The organism is Streptomyces sp. NPDC000880, assembly GCF_053599675.1.
In genome coordinates, this window is the sequence record NZ_JBSFMS010000064.1 from 19,766 (window position 1) to 37,875 (window position 18,110).

General features: G+C 70.2%; 21 protein-coding genes. 6 read left to right on the forward strand and 15 right to left on the reverse strand.

The window, feature by feature from the left end; genetic code table 11:
• Positions 1 to 26: 26 nt before the first annotated feature.
• The 4 genes from coaD to ACWDO5_RS21090 all read right to left on the reverse strand — a co-directional run bounded on the left by coaD (position 27) and on the right by ACWDO5_RS21090 (position 5,089).
• On the reverse strand, positions 27 to 506 hold the full coding sequence (coaD, locus tag ACWDO5_RS21075; protein ID WP_215097199.1) for a pantetheine-phosphate adenylyltransferase: 480 nt from the start codon (positions 504 to 506) through the stop codon (positions 27 to 29).
• 26 nt (positions 507 to 532) lie between these two features.
• Positions 533 to 1,117, reverse strand: coding sequence for a 16S rRNA (guanine(966)-N(2))-methyltransferase RsmD (rsmD, locus tag ACWDO5_RS21080; protein WP_450531862.1), 585 nt, complete (start codon positions 1,115 to 1,117; stop codon positions 533 to 535).
• 111 nt (positions 1,118 to 1,228) lie between these two features.
• Positions 1,229 to 3,412: an ATP-dependent DNA helicase RecG gene (gene recG / locus ACWDO5_RS21085; RefSeq protein ID WP_450531863.1), complete on the reverse strand. Its 2,184-nt coding sequence runs from the start codon at positions 3,410 to 3,412 to the stop codon at positions 1,229 to 1,231.
• Positions 3,413 to 3,496: 84 nt separating this feature from the next.
• Positions 3,497 to 5,089, reverse strand: a complete 1,593-nt coding sequence (locus tag ACWDO5_RS21090) for a DAK2 domain-containing protein (RefSeq protein ID WP_450531878.1) — start codon at positions 5,087 to 5,089, stop codon at positions 3,497 to 3,499.
• 258 nt (positions 5,090 to 5,347) lie between these two features.
• Here ACWDO5_RS21090 and rpmB point away from each other — a divergent pair, with 258 nt between their 5' ends.
• Positions 5,348 to 5,533: a 50S ribosomal protein L28 gene (gene rpmB, locus ACWDO5_RS21095; RefSeq protein WP_217234690.1), complete on the forward strand. Its 186-nt coding sequence runs from the start codon at positions 5,348 to 5,350 to the stop codon at positions 5,531 to 5,533.
• Positions 5,534 to 5,636: 103 nt separating this feature from the next.
• On the opposite strand, the gene thiD is transcribed toward rpmB, so the two are convergent.
• Positions 5,637 to 6,425, reverse strand: coding sequence for a bifunctional hydroxymethylpyrimidine kinase/phosphomethylpyrimidine kinase (gene thiD / locus ACWDO5_RS21100; protein ID WP_450531864.1), 789 nt, complete (start codon positions 6,423 to 6,425; stop codon positions 5,637 to 5,639).
• Between the two features lie 10 nt (positions 6,426 to 6,435).
• On the reverse strand, positions 6,436 to 7,407 hold the full coding sequence (locus tag ACWDO5_RS21105; protein ID WP_307660873.1) for a thiamine-phosphate kinase: 972 nt from the start codon (positions 7,405 to 7,407) through the stop codon (positions 6,436 to 6,438).
• A 227-nt stretch (positions 7,408 to 7,634) separates the two neighbouring features.
• Between ACWDO5_RS21105 and ACWDO5_RS21110 the strand changes: the two genes are divergently transcribed.
• Complete coding sequence (locus ACWDO5_RS21110) at positions 7,635 to 7,868, forward strand: Lrp/AsnC family transcriptional regulator (protein ID WP_108152814.1); 234 nt, start codon at positions 7,635 to 7,637, stop codon at positions 7,866 to 7,868.
• A gap of 68 nt (positions 7,869 to 7,936) precedes the next feature.
• Entirely contained in the window at positions 7,937 to 8,371 is a 435-nt protein-coding gene (locus ACWDO5_RS21115; protein WP_450531879.1) for a DUF3515 domain-containing protein, read from the forward strand.
• A gap of 11 nt (positions 8,372 to 8,382) precedes the next feature.
• On the opposite strand, the gene ACWDO5_RS21120 is transcribed toward ACWDO5_RS21115, so the two are convergent.
• The 3 genes from ACWDO5_RS21120 to ACWDO5_RS21130 all read right to left on the reverse strand — a co-directional run bounded on the left by ACWDO5_RS21120 (position 8,383) and on the right by ACWDO5_RS21130 (position 11,367).
• Positions 8,383 to 9,540 carry a D-alanine--D-alanine ligase family protein gene (locus ACWDO5_RS21120; RefSeq protein WP_450531865.1) on the reverse strand — a complete coding sequence of 386 codons (1,158 nt, stop codon included), beginning with the start codon at positions 9,538 to 9,540 and terminating at the stop codon, positions 8,383 to 8,385.
• Positions 9,541 to 9,604: 64 nt separating this feature from the next.
• A complete protein-coding gene (locus tag ACWDO5_RS21125; RefSeq protein ID WP_450531866.1) occupies positions 9,605 to 10,618 on the reverse strand; it encodes an NAD(P)H-dependent glycerol-3-phosphate dehydrogenase in 1,014 nt (337 codons plus the stop codon).
• Entirely contained in the window at positions 10,615 to 11,367 is a 753-nt protein-coding gene (locus ACWDO5_RS21130) for a lysophospholipid acyltransferase family protein (protein ID WP_450531867.1), read from the reverse strand. The genes ACWDO5_RS21125 and ACWDO5_RS21130 overlap by 4 nt, the downstream gene beginning before the upstream one ends.
• A 148-nt stretch (positions 11,368 to 11,515) precedes the next feature.
• Here ACWDO5_RS21130 and cofC point away from each other — a divergent pair, with 148 nt between their 5' ends.
• Entirely contained in the window at positions 11,516 to 12,199 is a 684-nt protein-coding gene (cofC, locus tag ACWDO5_RS21135) for a 2-phospho-L-lactate guanylyltransferase (RefSeq protein WP_450531868.1), read from the forward strand.
• A gap of 22 nt (positions 12,200 to 12,221) precedes the next feature.
• Positions 12,222 to 12,425 (forward strand): hypothetical protein, encoded by a 204-nt coding sequence (locus ACWDO5_RS21140; protein WP_450531869.1) that lies wholly within the window; start codon positions 12,222 to 12,224, stop codon positions 12,423 to 12,425.
• Positions 12,426 to 12,517: 92 nt separating this feature from the next.
• Here ACWDO5_RS21140 and ACWDO5_RS21145 read toward each other — a convergent pair whose 3' ends face one another.
• From ACWDO5_RS21145 to leuC, 4 genes are all read right to left on the reverse strand, one after another.
• Positions 12,518 to 13,159, reverse strand: a complete 642-nt coding sequence (locus ACWDO5_RS21145) for an HU family DNA-binding protein (protein ID WP_450531870.1) — start codon at positions 13,157 to 13,159, stop codon at positions 12,518 to 12,520.
• Positions 13,160 to 13,301: 142 nt separating this feature from the next.
• Entirely contained in the window at positions 13,302 to 13,529 is a 228-nt protein-coding gene (locus tag ACWDO5_RS21150; protein WP_450531871.1) for an SCO5555 family protein, read from the reverse strand.
• 104 nt (positions 13,530 to 13,633) lie between these two features.
• Complete coding sequence (gene leuD, locus ACWDO5_RS21155) at positions 13,634 to 14,227, reverse strand: 3-isopropylmalate dehydratase small subunit (protein WP_450531872.1); 594 nt, start codon at positions 14,225 to 14,227, stop codon at positions 13,634 to 13,636.
• A 6-nt stretch (positions 14,228 to 14,233) separates the two neighbouring features.
• Positions 14,234 to 15,658 (reverse strand): 3-isopropylmalate dehydratase large subunit, encoded by a 1,425-nt coding sequence (gene leuC / locus ACWDO5_RS21160; protein WP_450531873.1) that lies wholly within the window; start codon positions 15,656 to 15,658, stop codon positions 14,234 to 14,236.
• 144 nt (positions 15,659 to 15,802) lie between these two features.
• Here leuC and ndgR point away from each other — a divergent pair, with 144 nt between their 5' ends.
• Positions 15,803 to 16,519 (forward strand): IclR family transcriptional regulator NdgR, encoded by a 717-nt coding sequence (gene ndgR / locus ACWDO5_RS21165; RefSeq protein ID WP_026278050.1) that lies wholly within the window; start codon positions 15,803 to 15,805, stop codon positions 16,517 to 16,519.
• An 84-nt stretch (positions 16,520 to 16,603) separates the two neighbouring features.
• Here the strand turns inward: ndgR and ACWDO5_RS21170 are convergent, their stop codons facing one another.
• Both ACWDO5_RS21170 and ACWDO5_RS21175 read right to left on the reverse strand, forming a co-directional pair.
• On the reverse strand, positions 16,604 to 17,572 hold the full coding sequence (locus ACWDO5_RS21170) for an anti-sigma factor RsbA family regulatory protein (protein ID WP_450531874.1): 969 nt from the start codon (positions 17,570 to 17,572) through the stop codon (positions 16,604 to 16,606).
• Positions 17,562 to 17,915 carry an STAS domain-containing protein gene (locus ACWDO5_RS21175; protein WP_450531876.1) on the reverse strand — a complete coding sequence of 118 codons (354 nt, stop codon included), beginning with the start codon at positions 17,913 to 17,915 and terminating at the stop codon, positions 17,562 to 17,564. The genes ACWDO5_RS21170 and ACWDO5_RS21175 overlap by 11 nt, the downstream gene beginning before the upstream one ends.
• Positions 17,916 to 18,110: the final 195 nt, after the last annotated feature.

Genomic DNA, 18,110 nt, shown 5'->3' on the forward strand with positions numbered 1-18,110 from the left:
ACACCGGGTGACGGCCTGTCAGCCCGTCACTTCTCGGCGAGGCGCCGGGTCAGTGCCTCGTGGACCACGGGCGGCAGCAGGTGGGAGACGTCGCCGCCCCAGGCAGCGACCTCCTTGACCAGACTGGAGGAGAGGAAGCTGTAGGTGGGGTTGGTCGGGACGAAGAGGGTCTCGACGCCCGAGAGGCCGTTGTTCATCTGGGCCATCTGCAGCTCGTAGTCGAAGTCGCTGACCGCCCGCAGGCCCTTGACGATGGCCGGGATGTCGCGCTGCTTGCAGAAGTCGACGAGGAGGCCGTGGTGGGACTCCACCTCGACGTTCCCGTAGTCGCGGGTGACCTGGCGGATCAGGTCCATCCGCTCTTCGACGGTGAACAGTCCCTGCTTGGACTGGTTGATCATCACCGCGACATGTACGACGTCGTACAGCTTGGAGGCGCGGGCAATGATGTCGAGGTGTCCATTGGTGATGGGGTCGAATGACCCCGGACAGACTGCGCGGCGCAACTTACGTCCCTCGCTCTCCGGTCCGGTCATCGTGCGTCTTCGCACGATGAGGCGGCGAGACCGTACCAAAGCGTGCCCTCGCCGTAACGACGGGCCCGCAATGGCTCGAAGCCCTGCGGCCATATGAACTCGCCACCTCTGGTGCTGCGCTCCACGGTGGCGAGAGCATCGTCCGCGAGCCAGCCCTGGGCGCGGAGTGTGAGCAGAATCTCGCGAAGATCGTCGTCGGTGACGGCGTACGGAGGGTCGAGGAAGACGACGTCGTACGGGGCGTCGGGGGCCGGACCTGTCACGATCTGTTCCGCTTTGCCGCTACGCACCTCGGCGCCGGGCAGGCCGAGCGCCCGGACGTTCTCCCGGACGATGCGGGCGGCGCGGCTGTCGGCCTCGACGAGCAGGGCGTGGGACGCCCCGCGGGAGAGCGCCTCCAGGCCGACGGCGCCTGAGCCCGCGTACAGATCGGCGACGCGGATGCCGCTGAGCGTTCCGAGGAGCGACTCCCAGCTGGAGAAGAGCCCCTCGCGAGCGCGGTCGGATGTGGGGCGGGTGCCGGTGCCGGGCGGGACGGCGATACGGCGTCCGCCGGCCGCGCCGGCGATCACGCGGGTCATGGCTGTCGGTCCTCGTCGGGTTGTGGGGGGGGTGCGGATACGGCGGGTGCACACCCCACGATATTGCTTCCGCGGCTGCCGGTGCGGGGCGGACCGCTCTCCTCCGGGCCCTCAGCCCTTGTCGAGGTACTGCTCCCGCTCCGTGTCGAGCAGCGCGTCCAGCGCCGTACGCAGTCCGGGCAGCCGCTCGAGGTCCGGGTCGTCGGCGACGATCGCCACCGCCTCCTCGCGGGCGGCCGCGATGACCTCCTCGTCGTCGATGACGGTGAGCATCCGCAGCGAGGAGCGCACGCCGGACTGGGCCTGGCCGAGGACATCGCCCTCGCGGCGCTGTTCGAGGTCGATACGGGAGAGCTCGAAGCCGTCGAGAGTGGCGGCGACCGCGCCGAGCCGGGCCCGGGCGGGGCTCGCCTCGGGCATCTCGGTGACCAGCAGACACAGCCCGGGAGCCGAGCCACGGCCGACCCGGCCGCGCAGCTGGTGCAGCTGCGATACGCCGAACCGGTCCGCGTCCATGATCACCATGGCGGTGGCGTTGGGGACGTTGACACCGACCTCGATGACGGTGGTGGCCACCAGGACGTCCACATCGCCGGCGGCGAACCGGCGCATGACGTCGTCCTTGTCGTCGGGCTGCATCCGCCCGTGCAGCACCTCGACGCGCAGGCCGCTCAGCGGCCCCTTGGCGAGCTGCTCGGCGATCTCGATCACGGCGAGCGGCGGGCGCTTCTCGGCCTCGTCCTCGGCGGACTTCTTCTTCGGATCGTCGTCGCCGTCGCCGATACGGGGACACACGACGTACGCCTGGTGTCCCTTCTCCACTTCCTCGCGCACGCGCTCCCAGGCGCGCGCGAGGAAGTGCGGCTTGTCCTGGGCGGGGACCACATGGCTGGCGATCGGCGAACGCCCGGCCGGCAGCTGGTCCAGGACCGAGGTCTCCAGATCGCCGAAGACCGTCATCGCGACCGTACGGGGAATGGGGGTGGCGGTCATGACGAGCAGGTGCGGGGGCTGCTTGCCCTTGGAGCGCAGGGCGTCACGCTGCTCCACGCCGAAGCGGTGCTGCTCGTCGACGACGACCAGACCCAGATCGTGGAACTGCACCTTGTCCTCGATCAGCGCGTGCGTGCCGATCACGATCCCGGCCTCGCCGGTCACCAGGTCGAGCAGCGCCTGCCGCCGCGCGGCCGCGCCCATCGAGCCGGTCAGCAGCACCACCTTGGTGGCGTGCTCCGCGCTCCCAAGCATGCGGCCCTCCGCCAGTTCGCCCATCATCTCGGTGATCGAGCGGTGGTGCTGCTGTGCAAGGACTTCGGTGGGCGCGAGCATGGCGGCCTGGCCGCCCGAATCCACGACGGCGAGCATCGCCCGCAGCGCGACCATCGTCTTGCCGGATCCGACCTCTCCCTGGAGGAGGCGGTGCATCGGGTGCTCGGTCGCCAGATCGTCGAAGATCTCCTTGGAGACCTTCTGCTGGCCCTCGGTGAGGGTGAAGGGCAGCTTGGCGTCGAAGGCGTCGAGCAGTCCGTCCGGCCTGGGCCTGCGTGCCACGGCGGGGAGTTGGGTGTCGGCGTACCGCCGGCGGGCGAGGGCGACCTGGAGAACGAACGCCTCGTCCCACTTCAGGCGCTGCCGCGCGTCCTCGATGTCCGCCTTGGTGTCCGGCCGGTGGATCTTGAGCAGTGCCTCGGGCAGTGATGCGAACCCACGTCCCTCGCGCAGCACGGGCGGCAGTGGATCGACGGCTTCCACGGCCCTGGGCAGCACCGCGTCCACCGCTTTGGTGATCTTCCAGGACTCCAGGCCCTTGCAGGCCGGGTAGATGGGGATCAGCTTGCCCGCGAAGGCGTCCACGGCGTCGTCACCGCTGTCCGCGCCCAGCGGTACATACGTGGGGTGCGCGAGCTGCAGCTTGTGGTTGAAGACGGACACCTTGCCGGCGAACATCCCGCGGCTGCCCGGCGGCAGGTCCTTGTGCGGCTTGTGGATTCCCCGTCCGAAGAAGACCAGCTGGAGCCGGCCGCTGCCGTCGGTGAGGGTGATCTCCAGGCGCTGGCCACGGCCGTGGTTGAACTTCAGCACCCGGGAGTCGGCCACCTGAGCGACCACGGTGACGTCCTCGTCCAGCGGCAGATCGGCCAGCCTGGTCAGCTGGCCGCGCTCCTCGTACCGGCGTGGATAGTGATGCAGGAGATCGCCGACCGTATGCAGGTCGAGGTGCTCGGCCATCACCTTCGCGGTGGCGGCGCCGAGCGTGTTCTTCAGAGGTTCGTCGAGCGCGGGCACGCGATCCATTGCACACCACACCACTGACAGACGTCGCGCACCTGTGGATATCCGCTGGTCACGACGGTGCCGCGAGCCGCCCTACGGCGCCCCCTACTCCACCCCGACGAGCAGGGGCGTCGACCCTCGCCCGCCCCGGTACACCAGCGTGTCCACCGCCAGGTAGCCGTCCCGTACGTACCTCTCCAGGCGCGCCGCCACCGCGTCGCCGTCCGGGACGTCCTCTCCCAGGACCAGCGTCACCAGTTCTCCCCCTGCCGCCAGCATCCTGTCCAGCACCGCCTCCGCAGTGGTCGCCAGATCCGCGCCGATCACCGCCACGTCGCCGTCGATCAGGCCCAGGACGTCTCCGGCCTGGCACACGCCCGCCGTCGTCCACGACTGCCGTTCCGCGACGGCGAGTTCGGCGTAGCGCGTCGCGCCCGCCGCCGCTGTCATGGCGACCACGTCCTCGTCGAAGCGGCGGTCCGGCTCGTGCACGGCGAGGGCCGCGATGCCCTGGACCGCCGCGCGGGTCGGGATGAGGGCGACCCGTACACCCTCTGTGCGGGCCTGTTCGGCGGCTGCCGCGGCGGTGTGGCGGAGCTCCGCGGAGTTCGGGAGGAGGACCACCTCGCGCGCGTGGGCGCGGCGGATCGCGTCGACCAGTTCGCCGCTGGCCGGCGGCTCCCCCGGGCGGGCGAGCACCGTTGTGGCACCCGCCTCCGCGCACAGGCCCGCCAGGCCCTCCCCGGGGACGACCACGACAACCGCCCGCTGCACCTGTTCCCGCTCCCGTGACACGGCCTCGGTGTCGAAGTGCGTGATGCGGATCCGGTACGGCCGCCCCGCCTCGACGCCCGCCTCCACCGCCGCGCCCGCGTCGTCGACGTGTACGTGGACGTTCCACAGGCCGTCCCCGCCGACGACGACGAGCGAGTCACCGAGCCCGTCGAGCCGGGTCCGCAGCCGGGCCACCGCCGCATCGTCCGCCTCCAGGAGGTAGATCACCTCGAAGGCCGGGCCCCCGTCGTCGCACGGCTCCATGCCCGGGGCACCGAGCTCATGGCGTACATGAGCCAGCACAGGCGCGACCGGGGTCTCCCCCGTCACCGCCTCGACCAACGCCCCGAGCACCATGAGCAGCCCGCGCCCGCCCGCGTCCACGACCCCCGCGCGCTCCAGCACGGCGAGCTGCCCGGGGGTGGCGTCCAGTGCCTGCCGCGCCCCCTCGTACGCCGCCCGCACCGCATCGTGCGGAGACGCGTCCGCGGCCTGCGCCGCCGCCCCCGCCACGCTCAGGATCGTCCCCTCGACGGGATGCGCGACCGCCTCGCGCGCCAGAGCGGCGGCCCGTTGCAGCGCGCCGGCCAGGTGATCTCCGTCTCCCAGCCGCTCCGCCATGCCCCGCAGCAGTTGCGCCAGGATCGTCCCGGAGTTCCCACGGGCGCCGATCAGCGCCCCGTGGGCCATCGCCCGCACCACGTCGGCCGGCGCGGGCGCCGACGACCGCGTCTCGTGCGCGGCGAAGACCGCCTCCACGGCCTGGGCCGCGGACTCCACCGTCATATAGAGATTGGTGCCGGTGTCCCCGTCCGCGACCGGATAGACATTGATTGCGTCGATCTCCTCGCGCTCTCGGCCCAGTGCCTCCAGTGCCAGTGAGCACCAGGTGCGTACCGCTGCGGCGTCGAGGGTCTGCGGCACCTGGTGATCCTCCTTGAACGGCCCGTACAGGGCCGTGGGCAGCGGGGTTGCACCGCAGGGTAGACCCCGGTCGGGAGCGGGGTCCGGGGCGGGTGCGGGAGAAGCCATGGTAGTTTCGTATCTCGGATGCAGTCGTTGTATGCTGCTCCGGTTGCCCGATGAAAGTCGGGCCATTCCCCCGGCAAAGCCACCGATCAGATCACTGATTCCGGCGCGCCGGATTCACTGTAAGTGCATCTGAAGTCTTTGGAGTGACCCGTGGCTGCCAACTGCGACGTCTGCGGCAAGGGGCCGGGCTTCGGCAACAGCATCTCGCACTCGCACCGCCGTACGTCCCGTCGCTGGAACCCGAACATCCAGCGTGTGCGTACCGTGGTCGGTGGGACGCCGAAGCGGCTCAACGCCTGCACCTCGTGCATCAAGGCCGGCAAGGTCTCGCGCTAACGCCGACTGTTCGTCGTAGCGCAGCCCCTCCGGTTGCCCTGAAAGCCGGTCCACCTCGGTGGACCGGCTTTTTGGCGTGCCCGTATCCGTACTCGTACGACGGTCACCGGAAGCGCCAGGCGTGATCGACCGGGCCGATCCCGCCCCCCAGCGGGAATCCGGCCGCGATCGCCCCGGTGACGTAATCCTTCGCGGCCCGCACGGCCTCCGGGACCCCCATCCCCTTCGCCAGACCCGACGCGACGGCGGACGCCAGGGTGCAGCCCGTCCCATGGGTGTGCCGGTTGTCGTGCCGGGGCGCGCGCAGCCAGTACTCCTCCGCGCCGTCCGTCAGCAGGTCCACCGCGTCGCCCGCGAGGTGCCCGCCCTTGATCAGCGCCCACCGCGGCCCGAAGCCGAGCACGGCGTCCGCCGCCCGCCGCATCCCCGTCTCGTCCTCGACCACCACACCCGTCAGTTGACCGACCTCGTCCAGATTCGGCGTGGCGACGGTGGCGAGCGGCAGCAGCTTCTTGCGTACGGAGTCGAGCGCGGAGGCGGCCAGCAGCGGGTCGCCGTGCTTGGAGACCCCCACCGGGTCGACGACCACTGGTGCGTCCACATCGGCCAGCAGCTCGGCGACGGTCTCGACGAGCGGCGCGGACGCCAGCATTCCGGTCTTCACGGCCTGTACGCCGATGTCGTCGACGACGCTGCGGTACTGCGCCCGTACCGCGTCGACCGGCAGCTCCCACGCGCCCTGCACACCCAGGGAGTTCTGCGCCGTGACCGCGGTGAGCACGCTCATGCCGTGTACGCCGAGCGCCAGCATCGTCTTCAGGTCGGCCTGAATGCCCGCGCCGCCGCCGGAGTCGGAACCGGCGACGGTGAGCACGCGAGGTGGTATGTCCATGCGCCCGAATCTACTTGCCGTCCTCGATGTCCCCGAAGTGGTCCCAGCCGCCCTTGCTGGTCCACGGCGCACCGTCGACCGTCACCTGCGGCAGCGCCGACGGGTTGAGCACCTCGCCGATCACCTTCCAGCGGGCCGGCAGCTTCACGTCCGGCGGGAAGGTCGCGACGATCGCGTGGTCCTCTCCCCCGGTCAGCACCCACTGCAGCGGGTCGACGCCCACGGCCTGGCCGATGTCGTTCATCTGCGAGGGGATGTCGATGGAGCCCGAGCGCAGGTCGATCCGGACCTTGCTGGCCTCCGCGATGTGCCCTAGGTCGGCGACGAGTCCGTCGCTGATGTCGCACATGGCGGTGGCGCCGAGGCCGGCCGCCGCGGGTCCCGCGTGGTACGGCGGCTCGGGCCGCCGGTGCGCCTCGACGAAGGCGCGCGGCGAACGGAAGCCGCGCGAGAGCACCGCGTGCCCGGCGGCCGACCAGCCCAACCAGCCGGTGTACGCGACGACATCGCCGGGCTTGGCGCCGGCCCGGGTGACCGGTTCGTGGTTGCGCAGATCGCCGAGCGCGGTGATCGCGAGGGTGATGACATCGCCGCGTACGACATCGCCGCCCACCACCGCGGCGCCGGCGACCTGGCACTCGTCGCGGATGCCGTCCATCAGCTCGGTGGCCCAGGTGACCGGGAGTTCGGCCGGTACGACCAGGCCGAGCAGCAGCGCAGTAGGGACCGCGCCCATCGCCGCGATGTCGGCCAGGTTCTGAGCGGCGGCCTTGCGGCCGACGTCGTACGCGGTCGACCAGTCGCGGCGGAAGTGCCGTCCCTCCAGCAGGACGTCCGTGCTCGCCACCACCCTGCGGTCGGGTGCGGCCACGACCGCGGCGTCGTCTCCGGGTCCGAGCCGGACCGCGGGGGTGGAGGTGAGCCGGGAGGTGAGCTCCCTGATGAGCCCGAACTCCCCCAACTCGCCCACAGTGCCCTTCACCGAGTCCCACCTCTCCGTCGTGCTGCCGGGGTGCCCGGCAGTGCTGCTTGCTTGCGGTCGCGGGCCGTCTGCGCCATAGGTACCGTCAAGAGATACGTCAACTTCTTCTTTCTGTACGCCACGCTGCGGGCATCACCCAGCGCGCGGGTCTCCCCTCGGCCCTCGGCGACGCGATACCGTGGCGTCCCTTCCACCCACATGATCCTCGTGGCCGCCCTGGAGGTTCCGTGGTACAGGCGTACATCCTCATCCAGACCGAGGTGGGCAAGGCGTCGACCGTCGCCGAGACCATCGGCAAGATTCCGGGAGTGATCCAGGCCGAGGACGTGACCGGTCCGTACGACGTGATTGTGCGTGCCCAGGCCGAGACGGTCGACGATCTCGGTCGCATGGTGGTCGCCAAGGTCCAGCAAGTGGACGGCATCACCCGCACCCTGACCTGCCCGGTCGTGCACCTGTAGCCCCCGTCTACGCTGGGCCGGTGACGATTTCCCGCCGTCGGCCCTTCCGTCTGTCCGCTGCCGCGCTGATGCTGCTGGCTGCCGCGGGCTGCTCCTCCACGGACGCAGCGGCGTCGATCACGGTTCCCAGCCCCCCGGCGGAGGAAGCCGCCCTGTGCAGCGCGCTGCACAAGGAGCTTCCGAAGTCCGTGGCCGGGCAGGACCGTAACGACCCTGAGCCTGCTTCCGAACTGACCGCCGGCTGGGGCGATACCGCGATCGTACTGCGCTGCGGCGTCCCCCGGCCGGAGGAGATGAGCGCCCCCCAGTCGGAGGGCGTGGGGGCGAACGGCGTCAACTGGCTACTGGAGGAAGAGCCCGAGGGCCCGCGCTTCACCACCACGTACCGCAAGACCTATGTCGAGGTCACGATGGACAAGCGGTACGCCCACGACATCACCCCGCTCGCCGAACTGGCCGGCGCCGTCAAGAAGACGGTGCCGGCCACGCTCGACGTTCGGTAGGCGCCTTGGTCCTAGCGCAGTCCGGTCGGGCGGCGCAGCGCCGCCTGGATCAGCCGGTCGACCAGCTCGGAGTAGCCGACGCCGCTCTCCTGCCACATCCGCGGGTACATCGAGATCGGCGTGAAGCCGGGCATGGTGTTGATCTCGTTGATGACGAACTCTCCGTTCTCCTGCAGGAAGAAGTCCGCGCGGACCAGTCCCTCGCAGGACGCGGCGTTGAAGGCCTCGACCGCGAGGCGACGCACCTCGGCGGTCTGCTCGTCGGTCAGCGGCGCGGGCACGAGACCGGCTGCGGAGTCGATGTACTTGGCCTCGAAGTCGTAGAACTCATGGGCGGTGACCGAAGGGATCTCGGCCGGGACGCTGGCGCGCGGGCCGTCCTCGAACTCCAGGACCCCGCACTCGATCTCGCGGCCGCGCAGCAGCGACTCCACCAGGATCTTGGGGTCGTGGCGCTGCGCCTCCCTGATCGCCTCGTCCAGGCCGGAGAGGTCGTCGACCTTGGTGATGCCCATGGAGGACCCGGCGCGAGCCGGTTTCACGAAGAGCGGCCAGCCGTGCTCGCCCGCGAAGTCGATGATCTTCTTGCGGGCGGCGGACGGGTCGAGCTCCCACTCGCGGGGGCGGATCACCTCGTACGGGCCGACGGGCAGGCCGAAGGAGATGAAGACACGCTTCATGTACTCCTTGTCCTGGCCGACGGCCGAGGCGAGGACGCCCGAGCCGACGTAAGGGACCCCGGAGAGCTCGAGGAGGCCCTGGAGGGTGCCGTCCTCGCCGTACGGGCCGTGCAGCACCGGGAAGACGACGTCGACCTCGCCGAGCGCCTTGGGTACGGCGCCGGGTTCGCTGTAGACGACCTCGCGGTTGGCGGGGTCGACGGAGAGCACGACAGCGCCCTCGGTCGAGTCGGCAAGCTGATCTACGCTCGGCGTCCGCCGGTCGGCGATCGCCATCCGGTCCGGTTCGTCGGCGGTCAGCGCCCAGCGGCCGTCCGTCGTGATGCCGATCGGCAGTACGTCGTACTTCGTACGGTCGATGGCGCGCAGAACGGCGCCGGCGGTGACCACGGAGATCCCGTGTTCGGAGCTGCGACCGCCGAAGACGACGGCTACGCGCGGCTTGCGGAGCTGCTGCTCAGGGCTCTGGGTGGGGTTCTCGCTGCTCATATCGCGATGAGACTACCGCTACCGGGGGCGTGGGGGATGCCCCCACAGGGCACAGCCTGCCAAGTCAGCGGCGCTCGGGCTTGGCGGAGCGTGACATCAGCTCCTTGAGCGCGACGAGTGGCGGCTTGCCCTCGTGGACGATGCCGACGACCGTTTCGGTGATCGGCATGTCGACGCCGTGCCGGCGTGCCAGATCGAGCACCGATTCACAGGACTTGACGCCCTCCGCGGTCTGCTTGGTGACCGCGATGGTCTCCTGGAGCGTCATGCCGCGGCCGAGGTTGGTGCCGAAGGTGTGGTTGCGGGAGAGCGGCGAGCAGCAGGTGGCCACCAGATCGCCGAGTCCGGCGAGGCCGGAGAAGGTCAGCGGGTCCGCGCCCATCGCGAGGCCGAGGCGGGTCGTCTCGGCCAGGCCGCGGGTGATCAGCGAGCCCTTGGTGTTGTCGCCGAGTCCCATGCCGTCCGCGATGCCGACGGCGAGGCCGATGACGTTCTTGACGGCGCCGCCGAGTTCGCAGCCCACCACGTCCGTGTTGGTGTACGGGCGGAAGTACGGGGTGTGGCAGGCGGACTGAAGCCGCTGGGCGACGGCTTCGTCGCGGCAGGCGACGACGGCCGCGGCCGGCCGGCGCTGGGCGATCTCCTTGGCGAGGTTGGGGCCCGTGATCACCGCGACGCGCTCGGCGGGGACCTCGGCGACCTCTTCGATGACCTCGCTCATGCGCTTGGCGGTGCCGAGTTCGACGCCCTTCATCAGGGAGACGAGGACGGTGTCGGCCGGCAGCCCCGGCGCCCATTCGGCGAGTTTGCCGCGGAGCGTCTGGGAGGGGACGGCGAGGACGGTGAAGTCCGCGCCGCGCAGCGCCTCGGCCGGGTCGGTGGTGGCCCGGAGCGAAGAGGGGAGCTCAATTCCCGGCAGATAGTCGGGGTTGATACGGGTGGTGTTGACGGCGTCGACGAGTTCGGCGCGACGGCCCCAGAGGGTCACCTCGCAGCCCGCGTCCGCGAGCACCATGCCGAAGGCCGTACCCCACGAGCCTGTTCCGAATACCGCTGCCTTGGTGGCTGCGCGCGTCACTTGGTGCCCTCCTCGGCGGCCTTGCGGCGCTGCTGTGCGAGTACTTGGCGCAGATCGTACGGCTTGGTGGGTGCCTGCTCGCCGCGCAGTTCCTCCAGCAGACCGGTGACCGCGGCCATGACGGCCTCCGTCGCCGCCCTCAGCAGCTCGGGCGTCGGCTCCTCGCCGTAGAAGCGGTCGAGGTCGACCGGCGGACCCGCCTTCACCTGGAGGGTCTTGCGCGGGAAAAAGCGGAACTTCTTCTCCTTCGCGTACGGCGGCATCGCCAAGTTGGCGCCCCACTGCGCGATCGGAATGACGGGTGCCTTGGTCAGCAGGGCCGCGCGTGCGACTCCGGTCTTCGCGGTCATCGGCCACATGCCGGGATCGCGGGTCAGAGTGCCCTCGGGGTAGAAGGCGACGCATTCACCGCTCTCCACCGCGTCCACAGCGGCGCGGAAGGCGCCGAAGGCGTTGGAGGACTCGCGGTAGACGGGAATCTGGCCGGTGCCTCGCAGCAGGGTCCCGACAACGGGCGCCTCGAAGAGCGCGGCTTTGGCGAGGAACCGGGGCACACGTCCGGTGTTGTACTGGAAGTGGCCGTACGAGAACATGTCGAGATACGAGTTGTGATTGACGGCGGTGATGAATCCGCCGTCCGCCGGAATGTGTTCCATTCCCCGCCAGTCCCGCTTGAACAGAACCAACAGCGGCGGTTTCGCGATGACCGCCGCCAGGCGGTACCAGAAGCCGATTCTACGGCGGGACACTCGGACACCCTCCTCTATTACCGGGTCACCGCCCGGCTGCTGGGGGTCAAGTGTCGCCCCAGGCCCCTGGTCTGTCGAGGACACGGTACGCCCCGGCCCCGGGCCCGGCCCTCAGGACCTTCGCGGGCTCGCGCCACAATGGAGCCCGATGCGCATGGACGGAGAGCTCGCCACGAACACCGACTCGATGGTCCGCTGGTCCCTGGTCGTCCCGCTGAAGCCCCTTGTACTGGCCAAGAGCAGGCTGGCCAAGACCGCGGACGACATTTTGCGGCCGCATCTCGCGCTCGCCTTCGCCCAGGACACCGTGGCCGCGGCGCTGGCCTGCGAGGCCGTGCGGGATGTGGCAGTCGTCACGGACGACCCGGCGGCCACGGCCGAGCTGGCGGCGCTGGGGGCGCGGATCGTCCCGGACTCCCCGGCGGCCGGCCTCAACGCGGCGCTGGCGCACGGGGCGGACGCGGTGCGAGCACTGCGGCCCGCGGCGGCGGTAGCCGCGCTCAACGCCGATCTGCCCGCACTGCGACCCGCGGAATTGGCACGGGTCCTTGCCCGCGCTTCGCTATTTCCAAGGGCATTTCTGACGGATGCGGCCGGAATCGGTACGACATTGCTCTCGGCGGCACCCGGCGTGGAATTGCGCCCCGCTTTCGGCGGCCGTTCCCGGCGTCGGCATTCGGCATCGGGAGCCACGGAAATCCTGCTCGAAGGCGCCGATTCGGTACGGCAGGACGTGGATACCGGGGACGATCTGGCCGCCGCGCTGGCACTGGGAGTGGGCCCGCGGACCGCGGAGCGCTGGGCGGCAGGCGCCCACGCTCTGGACGGCTGACAGGGCGGCTAGGCTGGCCCTTATGCAGGCGACCTCGTACACCTACGACTCCGAGACCCGCAGCGGGAGCGTGCTGCTCGACGACGGCTCCCCGGTGGAGTTCGACGCCGCGGCCTTCGACGCGGGCGGTCTGCGGCTGCTCCGGCCTGGCCAGCGCGTGCGCATAGAGACCGAGGGCGAGGGCGCGTCCCTGCGGATCACCCTGGTGACGCTGCAGACCCTCTGACCTGCGCCGCCGCCCCTCTTCAACGCCGCGGGCCGGGCTCCCAGAGGGGAAGCCCGGCCCGGCGCGTGAGTGGCCCTGTGAACCTTTGCCGCTTACTTCTTCCTGGCGGTGGTCTTCTTGGCGGTGGTCGTGCGCGCCGTCGTTTTCCGGGCGGGCGCCTTCTTGGCGGTGGCCTTCTTGGCCGGCGCAGTCTTCTTGGCGGTCGCCTTCTTGGCGGCGGTCTTCTTGGCCGTGGCCTTCTTGGCAGTCGCCTTCTTGGCGGCGGTCTTCTTGGCCGTGGCCTTCTTGGCGGTCGTCTTGCGCGCCGTCGTCTTCTTGGCTGCGGCCTTCTTCGCCGTGGCCTTCCTGGCGGTGGCCTTCTTGGCCGCGGCCTTGGCGGTCGCACGGCTGGGAGCCCCGCCCGAAAGGCTGCCCTTGGGAGCCTTCTTGACGGAGACCTCGCCGCCCCTCGGGAGCTTCTTCGAGCCGCTCACCAGGTCCTTGAAGCCCTGGCCCGCACGGAATCGCGGCACCGAGGTCTTCTTGACCCGTACGCGCTCACCCGTCTGCGGGTTGCGGGCGTAGCGAGCAGGACGGTCAACCTTCTCGAACGAGCCGAAGCCGGTGACCGAAACCCGGTCTCCGCCGACAACTGCGCGGACGATCGCGTCAAGTACCGCGTCGACAGCCTCGGCGGCCTGCTGACGGCCGCCGACCTTGTCGGCAATCGCTTCTACGAGCTGCGCCTTGTTCACGTCTTCCCCTTCGGAGACATTGCCGGGACGAATGCGTCCAGGCTTTTTCGCACGTTAGGCAGATATATACCGCAAATCAAACACGAAACGGGCTAATCACCCTAGTGCCGCAACGAAGTCGACCGTCGCGGAACTCTGGGTGTCAGTCGCCTTCAGGGAATCGGCCCTCGTTGAGGTCCTTCATGAAGCGGTCCAGACGCCTTGCCGCACCCGGGAGATCGTGCTTCGCCGCAGCCGTGACGACCAGCAGCTTCCGGGACAGCGCCATCCTTACGCCCTCCGGGACTTGCAGTTCACGCACCCTTGTGTGCGCTTCTTTCAATCGGGCGGCGACTGCCTCGTAGAGCTCGAGTTGGCTGTCGCGTTCCATGCACCGATTGTGCCATCTGAGGCGAGTTGTCGCCCGACGGGGTCTCAACAAGCGACTGCGCCCCCCACCGGACGGTGGGGGGCGCAGTCCGGGAAAAGCGCTGCTCAGACCTCAAGTGTGCGGGGCTTGAAGGCCGGTCGGGATGCCTCGTAAGTCGCGATGTCCGCTTCGTTCTGAAGGGTGAGGCTGATGTCGTCCAGACCGTTCAGCAGCCGCCAGCGGGCGTTCTCGTCGAGCTCGAAGTCGGCGGTGATTCCCTCCGCCAGCACCTGTCGCTGCTCCAAGTCCACGGTGATTTCGGCAGTCGGGTCGGCTTCGGTGACCTCCCAGAGCGCGTCCACGACCTTCTGGTCCAGAACCACTGTCAGCAGGCCGTTTTTGAGCGAGTTGCCTCGGAAGATGTCGGCGAACCGAGAGGAGATGACGGTCTTGAAGCCGTAGTTCTGCAGGGCCCACACGGCGTGCTCACGGGAGGACCCGGTGCCGAAGTCCGGGCCGGCCACCAGGACCGTGGCGCCCTGCCGCTCGGGCTGGTTGAGGATGAACGACGAATCCTTGCGCCAGGCCTCGAAGAGCCCGTCCTCGAAGCCGTCGCGGGTGACCTTCTTCAGCCAGTGGGCCGGGATGATCTGGTCGGTGTCGACGTTGCTGCGGCGCAGCGGAACAGCCCGGCCGGTGTGCGTGGTGAAAGCTTCCATGGTTGCTCAGACTCCGGCGGTCGCGGGGGCTTCGGACAGGTCGGCGGGCGAGGCCAGATGGCCCAGTACCGCGGTGGCCGCGGCGACCTGGGGCGAGACCAGATGGGTGCGTCCGCCCTTGCCCTGCCTGCCCTCGAAGTTGCGGTTGGAGGTGGACGCGGAGCGCTCGCCGGGGGCCAGTTGGTCGGGGTTCATGCCCAGACACATCGAGCAGCCCGCGTGCCGCCATTCGGCGCCGGCAGCGGTGAAGACCTTGTCCAGGCCCTCCTCGATGGCCTGCAGCGCGACCCGTACGGAGCCGGGGACCACCAGCATCCGCACGCCGTCGGCGACTTTGCGGCCCTCCACAATGGCGGCCGCGTTGCGCAGGTCCTCAATGCGGCCGTTGGTGCAGGAGCCTACGAAGACGGTGTCGACCTTGATGTCGCGCAGCGGCTGGCCGGCGCTCAACCCCATGTATTCCAGGGCCTTTTCGGCGGCCAGGCGCTCCGAAGCGTCGTCGTACGAAGCCGGGTCGGGGACGTTCGCCGACAGGGGCGCGCCCTGGCCGGGGTTGGTGCCCCAGGTGACGAACGGCGCCAGTTCGGCGGCGTCGATGAACACCTCGGCGTCGAAGACGGCGTCGTCGTCGGTGCGCAGGGTCTTCCAGTACTCGACGGCGGCGTCCCACTCCGCGTCCTTGGGGGCGTGGTCGCGGCCCCGCAGATAGTCGAAAGTGGTCTCGTCGGGGGCGATCATGCCGGCCCGGGCGCCCGCCTCGATCGACATGTTGCAGATGGTCATCCGGGCCTCCATCGAGAGCTTCTCGATGGCGGAGCCACGGTATTCCAGGATGTAACCCTGGCCGCCGCCGGTGCCGATCTTCGCGATGACGGCCAGGATCAGGTCTTTGGCGGTGACACTCTCGGGCAGTTCGCCCTCGATTGTGATGGCCATGGTCTTGGGACGGGCCAGCGGCAGCGTCTGGGTGGCCAGCACATGCTCCACCTGGGAGGTGCCGATGCCGAACGCAAGCGCGCCGAAAGCGCCGTGGGTGGAGGTGTGCGAATCGCCACAGACCACGGTGGTGCCGGGCTGGGTCAGCCCCAGCTGCGGGCCCACGACGTGGACAACGCCCTGCTCGACGTCGCCCAGCGGGTGCAGACGTACGCCGAAGTCGGCGCAGTTCTTGCGCAGCGTCTCCAACTGGACGCGGGAAACCGGGTCGGCGATGGGCTTGTCGATGTCGAGGGTCGGCGTGTTGTGATCCTCGGTCGCGATGGTGAGGTCGAGCCTGCGCACCTGGCGGCCGTTGAGGCGCAGCCCGTCGAAGGCCTGGGGGCTGGTCACCTCGTGCAGCAGGTGCAGATCGATGAAGAGGAGGTCGGGCTCGCCCTCGGCGCGCCGGACGACATGATCGTCCCAGACCTTCTCCGCGAGTGTCCTACCCATCGCTTTCCCTCCGGCCGGCTGTTTCCCCGACACAACTAGAGATCTTGTCGCGAGCCCGTTGGTCCGCGGGCCGCAACTCCAGGGTGGCGGGTTCTCGGAAAAATTGAACTTGCGTTTCACAGTGTGAGACGTGAATATCGTTGCATGGACAACTCTAGCGGCGTCGGCGTTCTCGACAAGGCAGCTCTGGTATTGAGCGCACTGGAGTCCGGTCCGGCCACCCTCGCCGGGCTGGTCGCGGCGACAGGGCTTGCGCGACCCACGGCACATCGTCTCGCCGTGGCACTGGAACACCACCGGATGGTGGCGAGGGACATGCAGGGCCGGTTCATCCTGGGCCCGCGGCTGGCGGAGCTCGCCGCGGCGGCGGGCGAGGACCGGCTGCTTGCTACGGCCGGGCCGGTGCTCACGCATCTGCGCGATGTCACCGGCGAGAGCGCGCAGCTCTACCGCCGGCAGGGAGACATGCGCATCTGCGTGGCCGCGGCCGAGCGGCTGTCCGGGCTGCGGGACACCGTGCCGGTCGGCTCCACGCTCACCATGAAGGCCGGCTCGTCGGCGCAGATCCTGATGGCCTGGGAGGAGCCGGAGCGGCTGCACCGCGGACTGCAGGGCGCCCGTTTCACGGCGACGGCCCTGTCCGGCGTACGGCGCCGGGGCTGGGCCCAGTCGATCGGCGAGCGCGAGCCGGGCGTGGCGTCCGTCTCCGCGCCCGTGCGCGGCCCCTCGAACCGCGTGGTCGCCGCCGTCTCGGTATCCGGGCCGATCGAGCGTCTGACCCGCCACCCGGGCCGGATGCACGCGCAGGCGGTCATCGACGCCGCGGCCCGCCTGAGCGAGGCGCTGCGCCGCTCCGGCTGATCGCTCTTCACGTACCGGCCGGCCGCTTCCAGGCCGCAGCGCCGGCTGGACGCGCTCTTCGGAAAGCTGGGGCCTCAGCGGCCTTCAGCGCCACTGGAGGGTGCGCGGCCCCGCGCAGCGCAACCGCAGGCGCAGCCCGCCGCCGTCCTCGCCGCGCAGCTCCACCGCCTCGCACAGGCTCCGCAGCAGCCAGAGTCCGTCGTGCTGCCCCGCCTCCGGCCCCGGCGGTACGAAGCCCGCGTAGGGCCCTGGCAGGGCCGCCTCGCGATCCAGGGCCAGCAGGTCCCACACCAGAGCGCCCGGCTCCTCCCAGACGCGTAGCTCCGCATCCGCCGCACCGCGCGCCAGCAGCCAGGTCAGCGCCTCGTTGGCCAGCGTCTCGGCCAGCGCCGCCCGCTCCCCGGCCAGGCCCGCCGCTTCGGCCCGCAGCCGCGCGCAGCGCCGTACCGCCGCGAGAGAGGCCGGTGGTTCGAGGAGCGCGGCGCTCGCCGGCGGCGGCGGGAGCGGGCCCTGACCCGCCGGCGCGTAGACGTCGGGATCCGTATACGTCCCGCAGGGCAGCACCAGGTCCCCCACCACATGGCGCGGGTGGGTTGCCCAGGCGGCCTCCACGACGTGGTCGGGCACGGTCCGGGTGTCGTACGTGCAGGTCAGCCGGGCGTCGGTGTGCGCGAGCAGCACATTGAGCCCGGACTCCATCCGCTTCCACTCGGCGATCTGGCGTGGGCACTTCCCCGCCCACACCGGCTCGGCGATCATTTGCACCGGGCGGCCCGGCTCCCCGTACCGGTTCGAGTACCGCAGGAAGGCGGCGACCCGGCCCACCGGACGCCGCCCGAAGCAGGCGTTGTCGGCGGTGTCGAGAGCATGCGCCCACTCCCCCAGTGCGTCCCGCAGGAGTTGGATGTTGGCGGGCGTGGCCACGGCGAGCACCGGCTCCCCCGCGGCCAGCCCTTCCGCGGCGAACGGCACGGCCATCGCCAGGAATTCCTCGTCGTCGCCGTACAGGCAGGCGTGGTGGACAAATCCGTTGCGGGACGGGTCAGTTGACACGCTGGTCTCCCAGCCACAGACCGGGCGTCTCGTCCCAGCCGACCAGCGCGATCACGTCCCGCAGATGCGGGGCGAGGCCGGTCAACTCCACGTGGTGGCCCGAGTTTCGCGTCCGGGCGAAGCCGATCAGCATGCGCAGTCCGCCGAGATCGAGGAACTCCAGCCGGGATAGCTCGAGTTGGAGATCACCGTCGACGGACGCGATGAGGTCGAGGGCGCCGCGCAGATGGCGGTGCGTGTGGACGTCCACCACGCCCTCGATCCTCAGCCCGGGCGGCCGGCGGATGCGGGTGATGCGTAACTCCGCTGTGCGTACGAGTGGTTCCGCGTCGGCAGCCTCCATGCGCGGAGTATCCGCCGCTGCGGGCGCTGGAGGAAGGAGGAGGGCGGGAGGAGGATACGAGGCTGACGCGAAGAGGCCCTCCGCATGCGCGGAGGGCCTCTTCGATGCGTACCCCCGACCGGATTCGAACCGGCGCTACCGCCGTGCGAGGGCGGCGTGCGAGGGCGATCGGAAGAGCGGCGGGGTGGGAAAGAG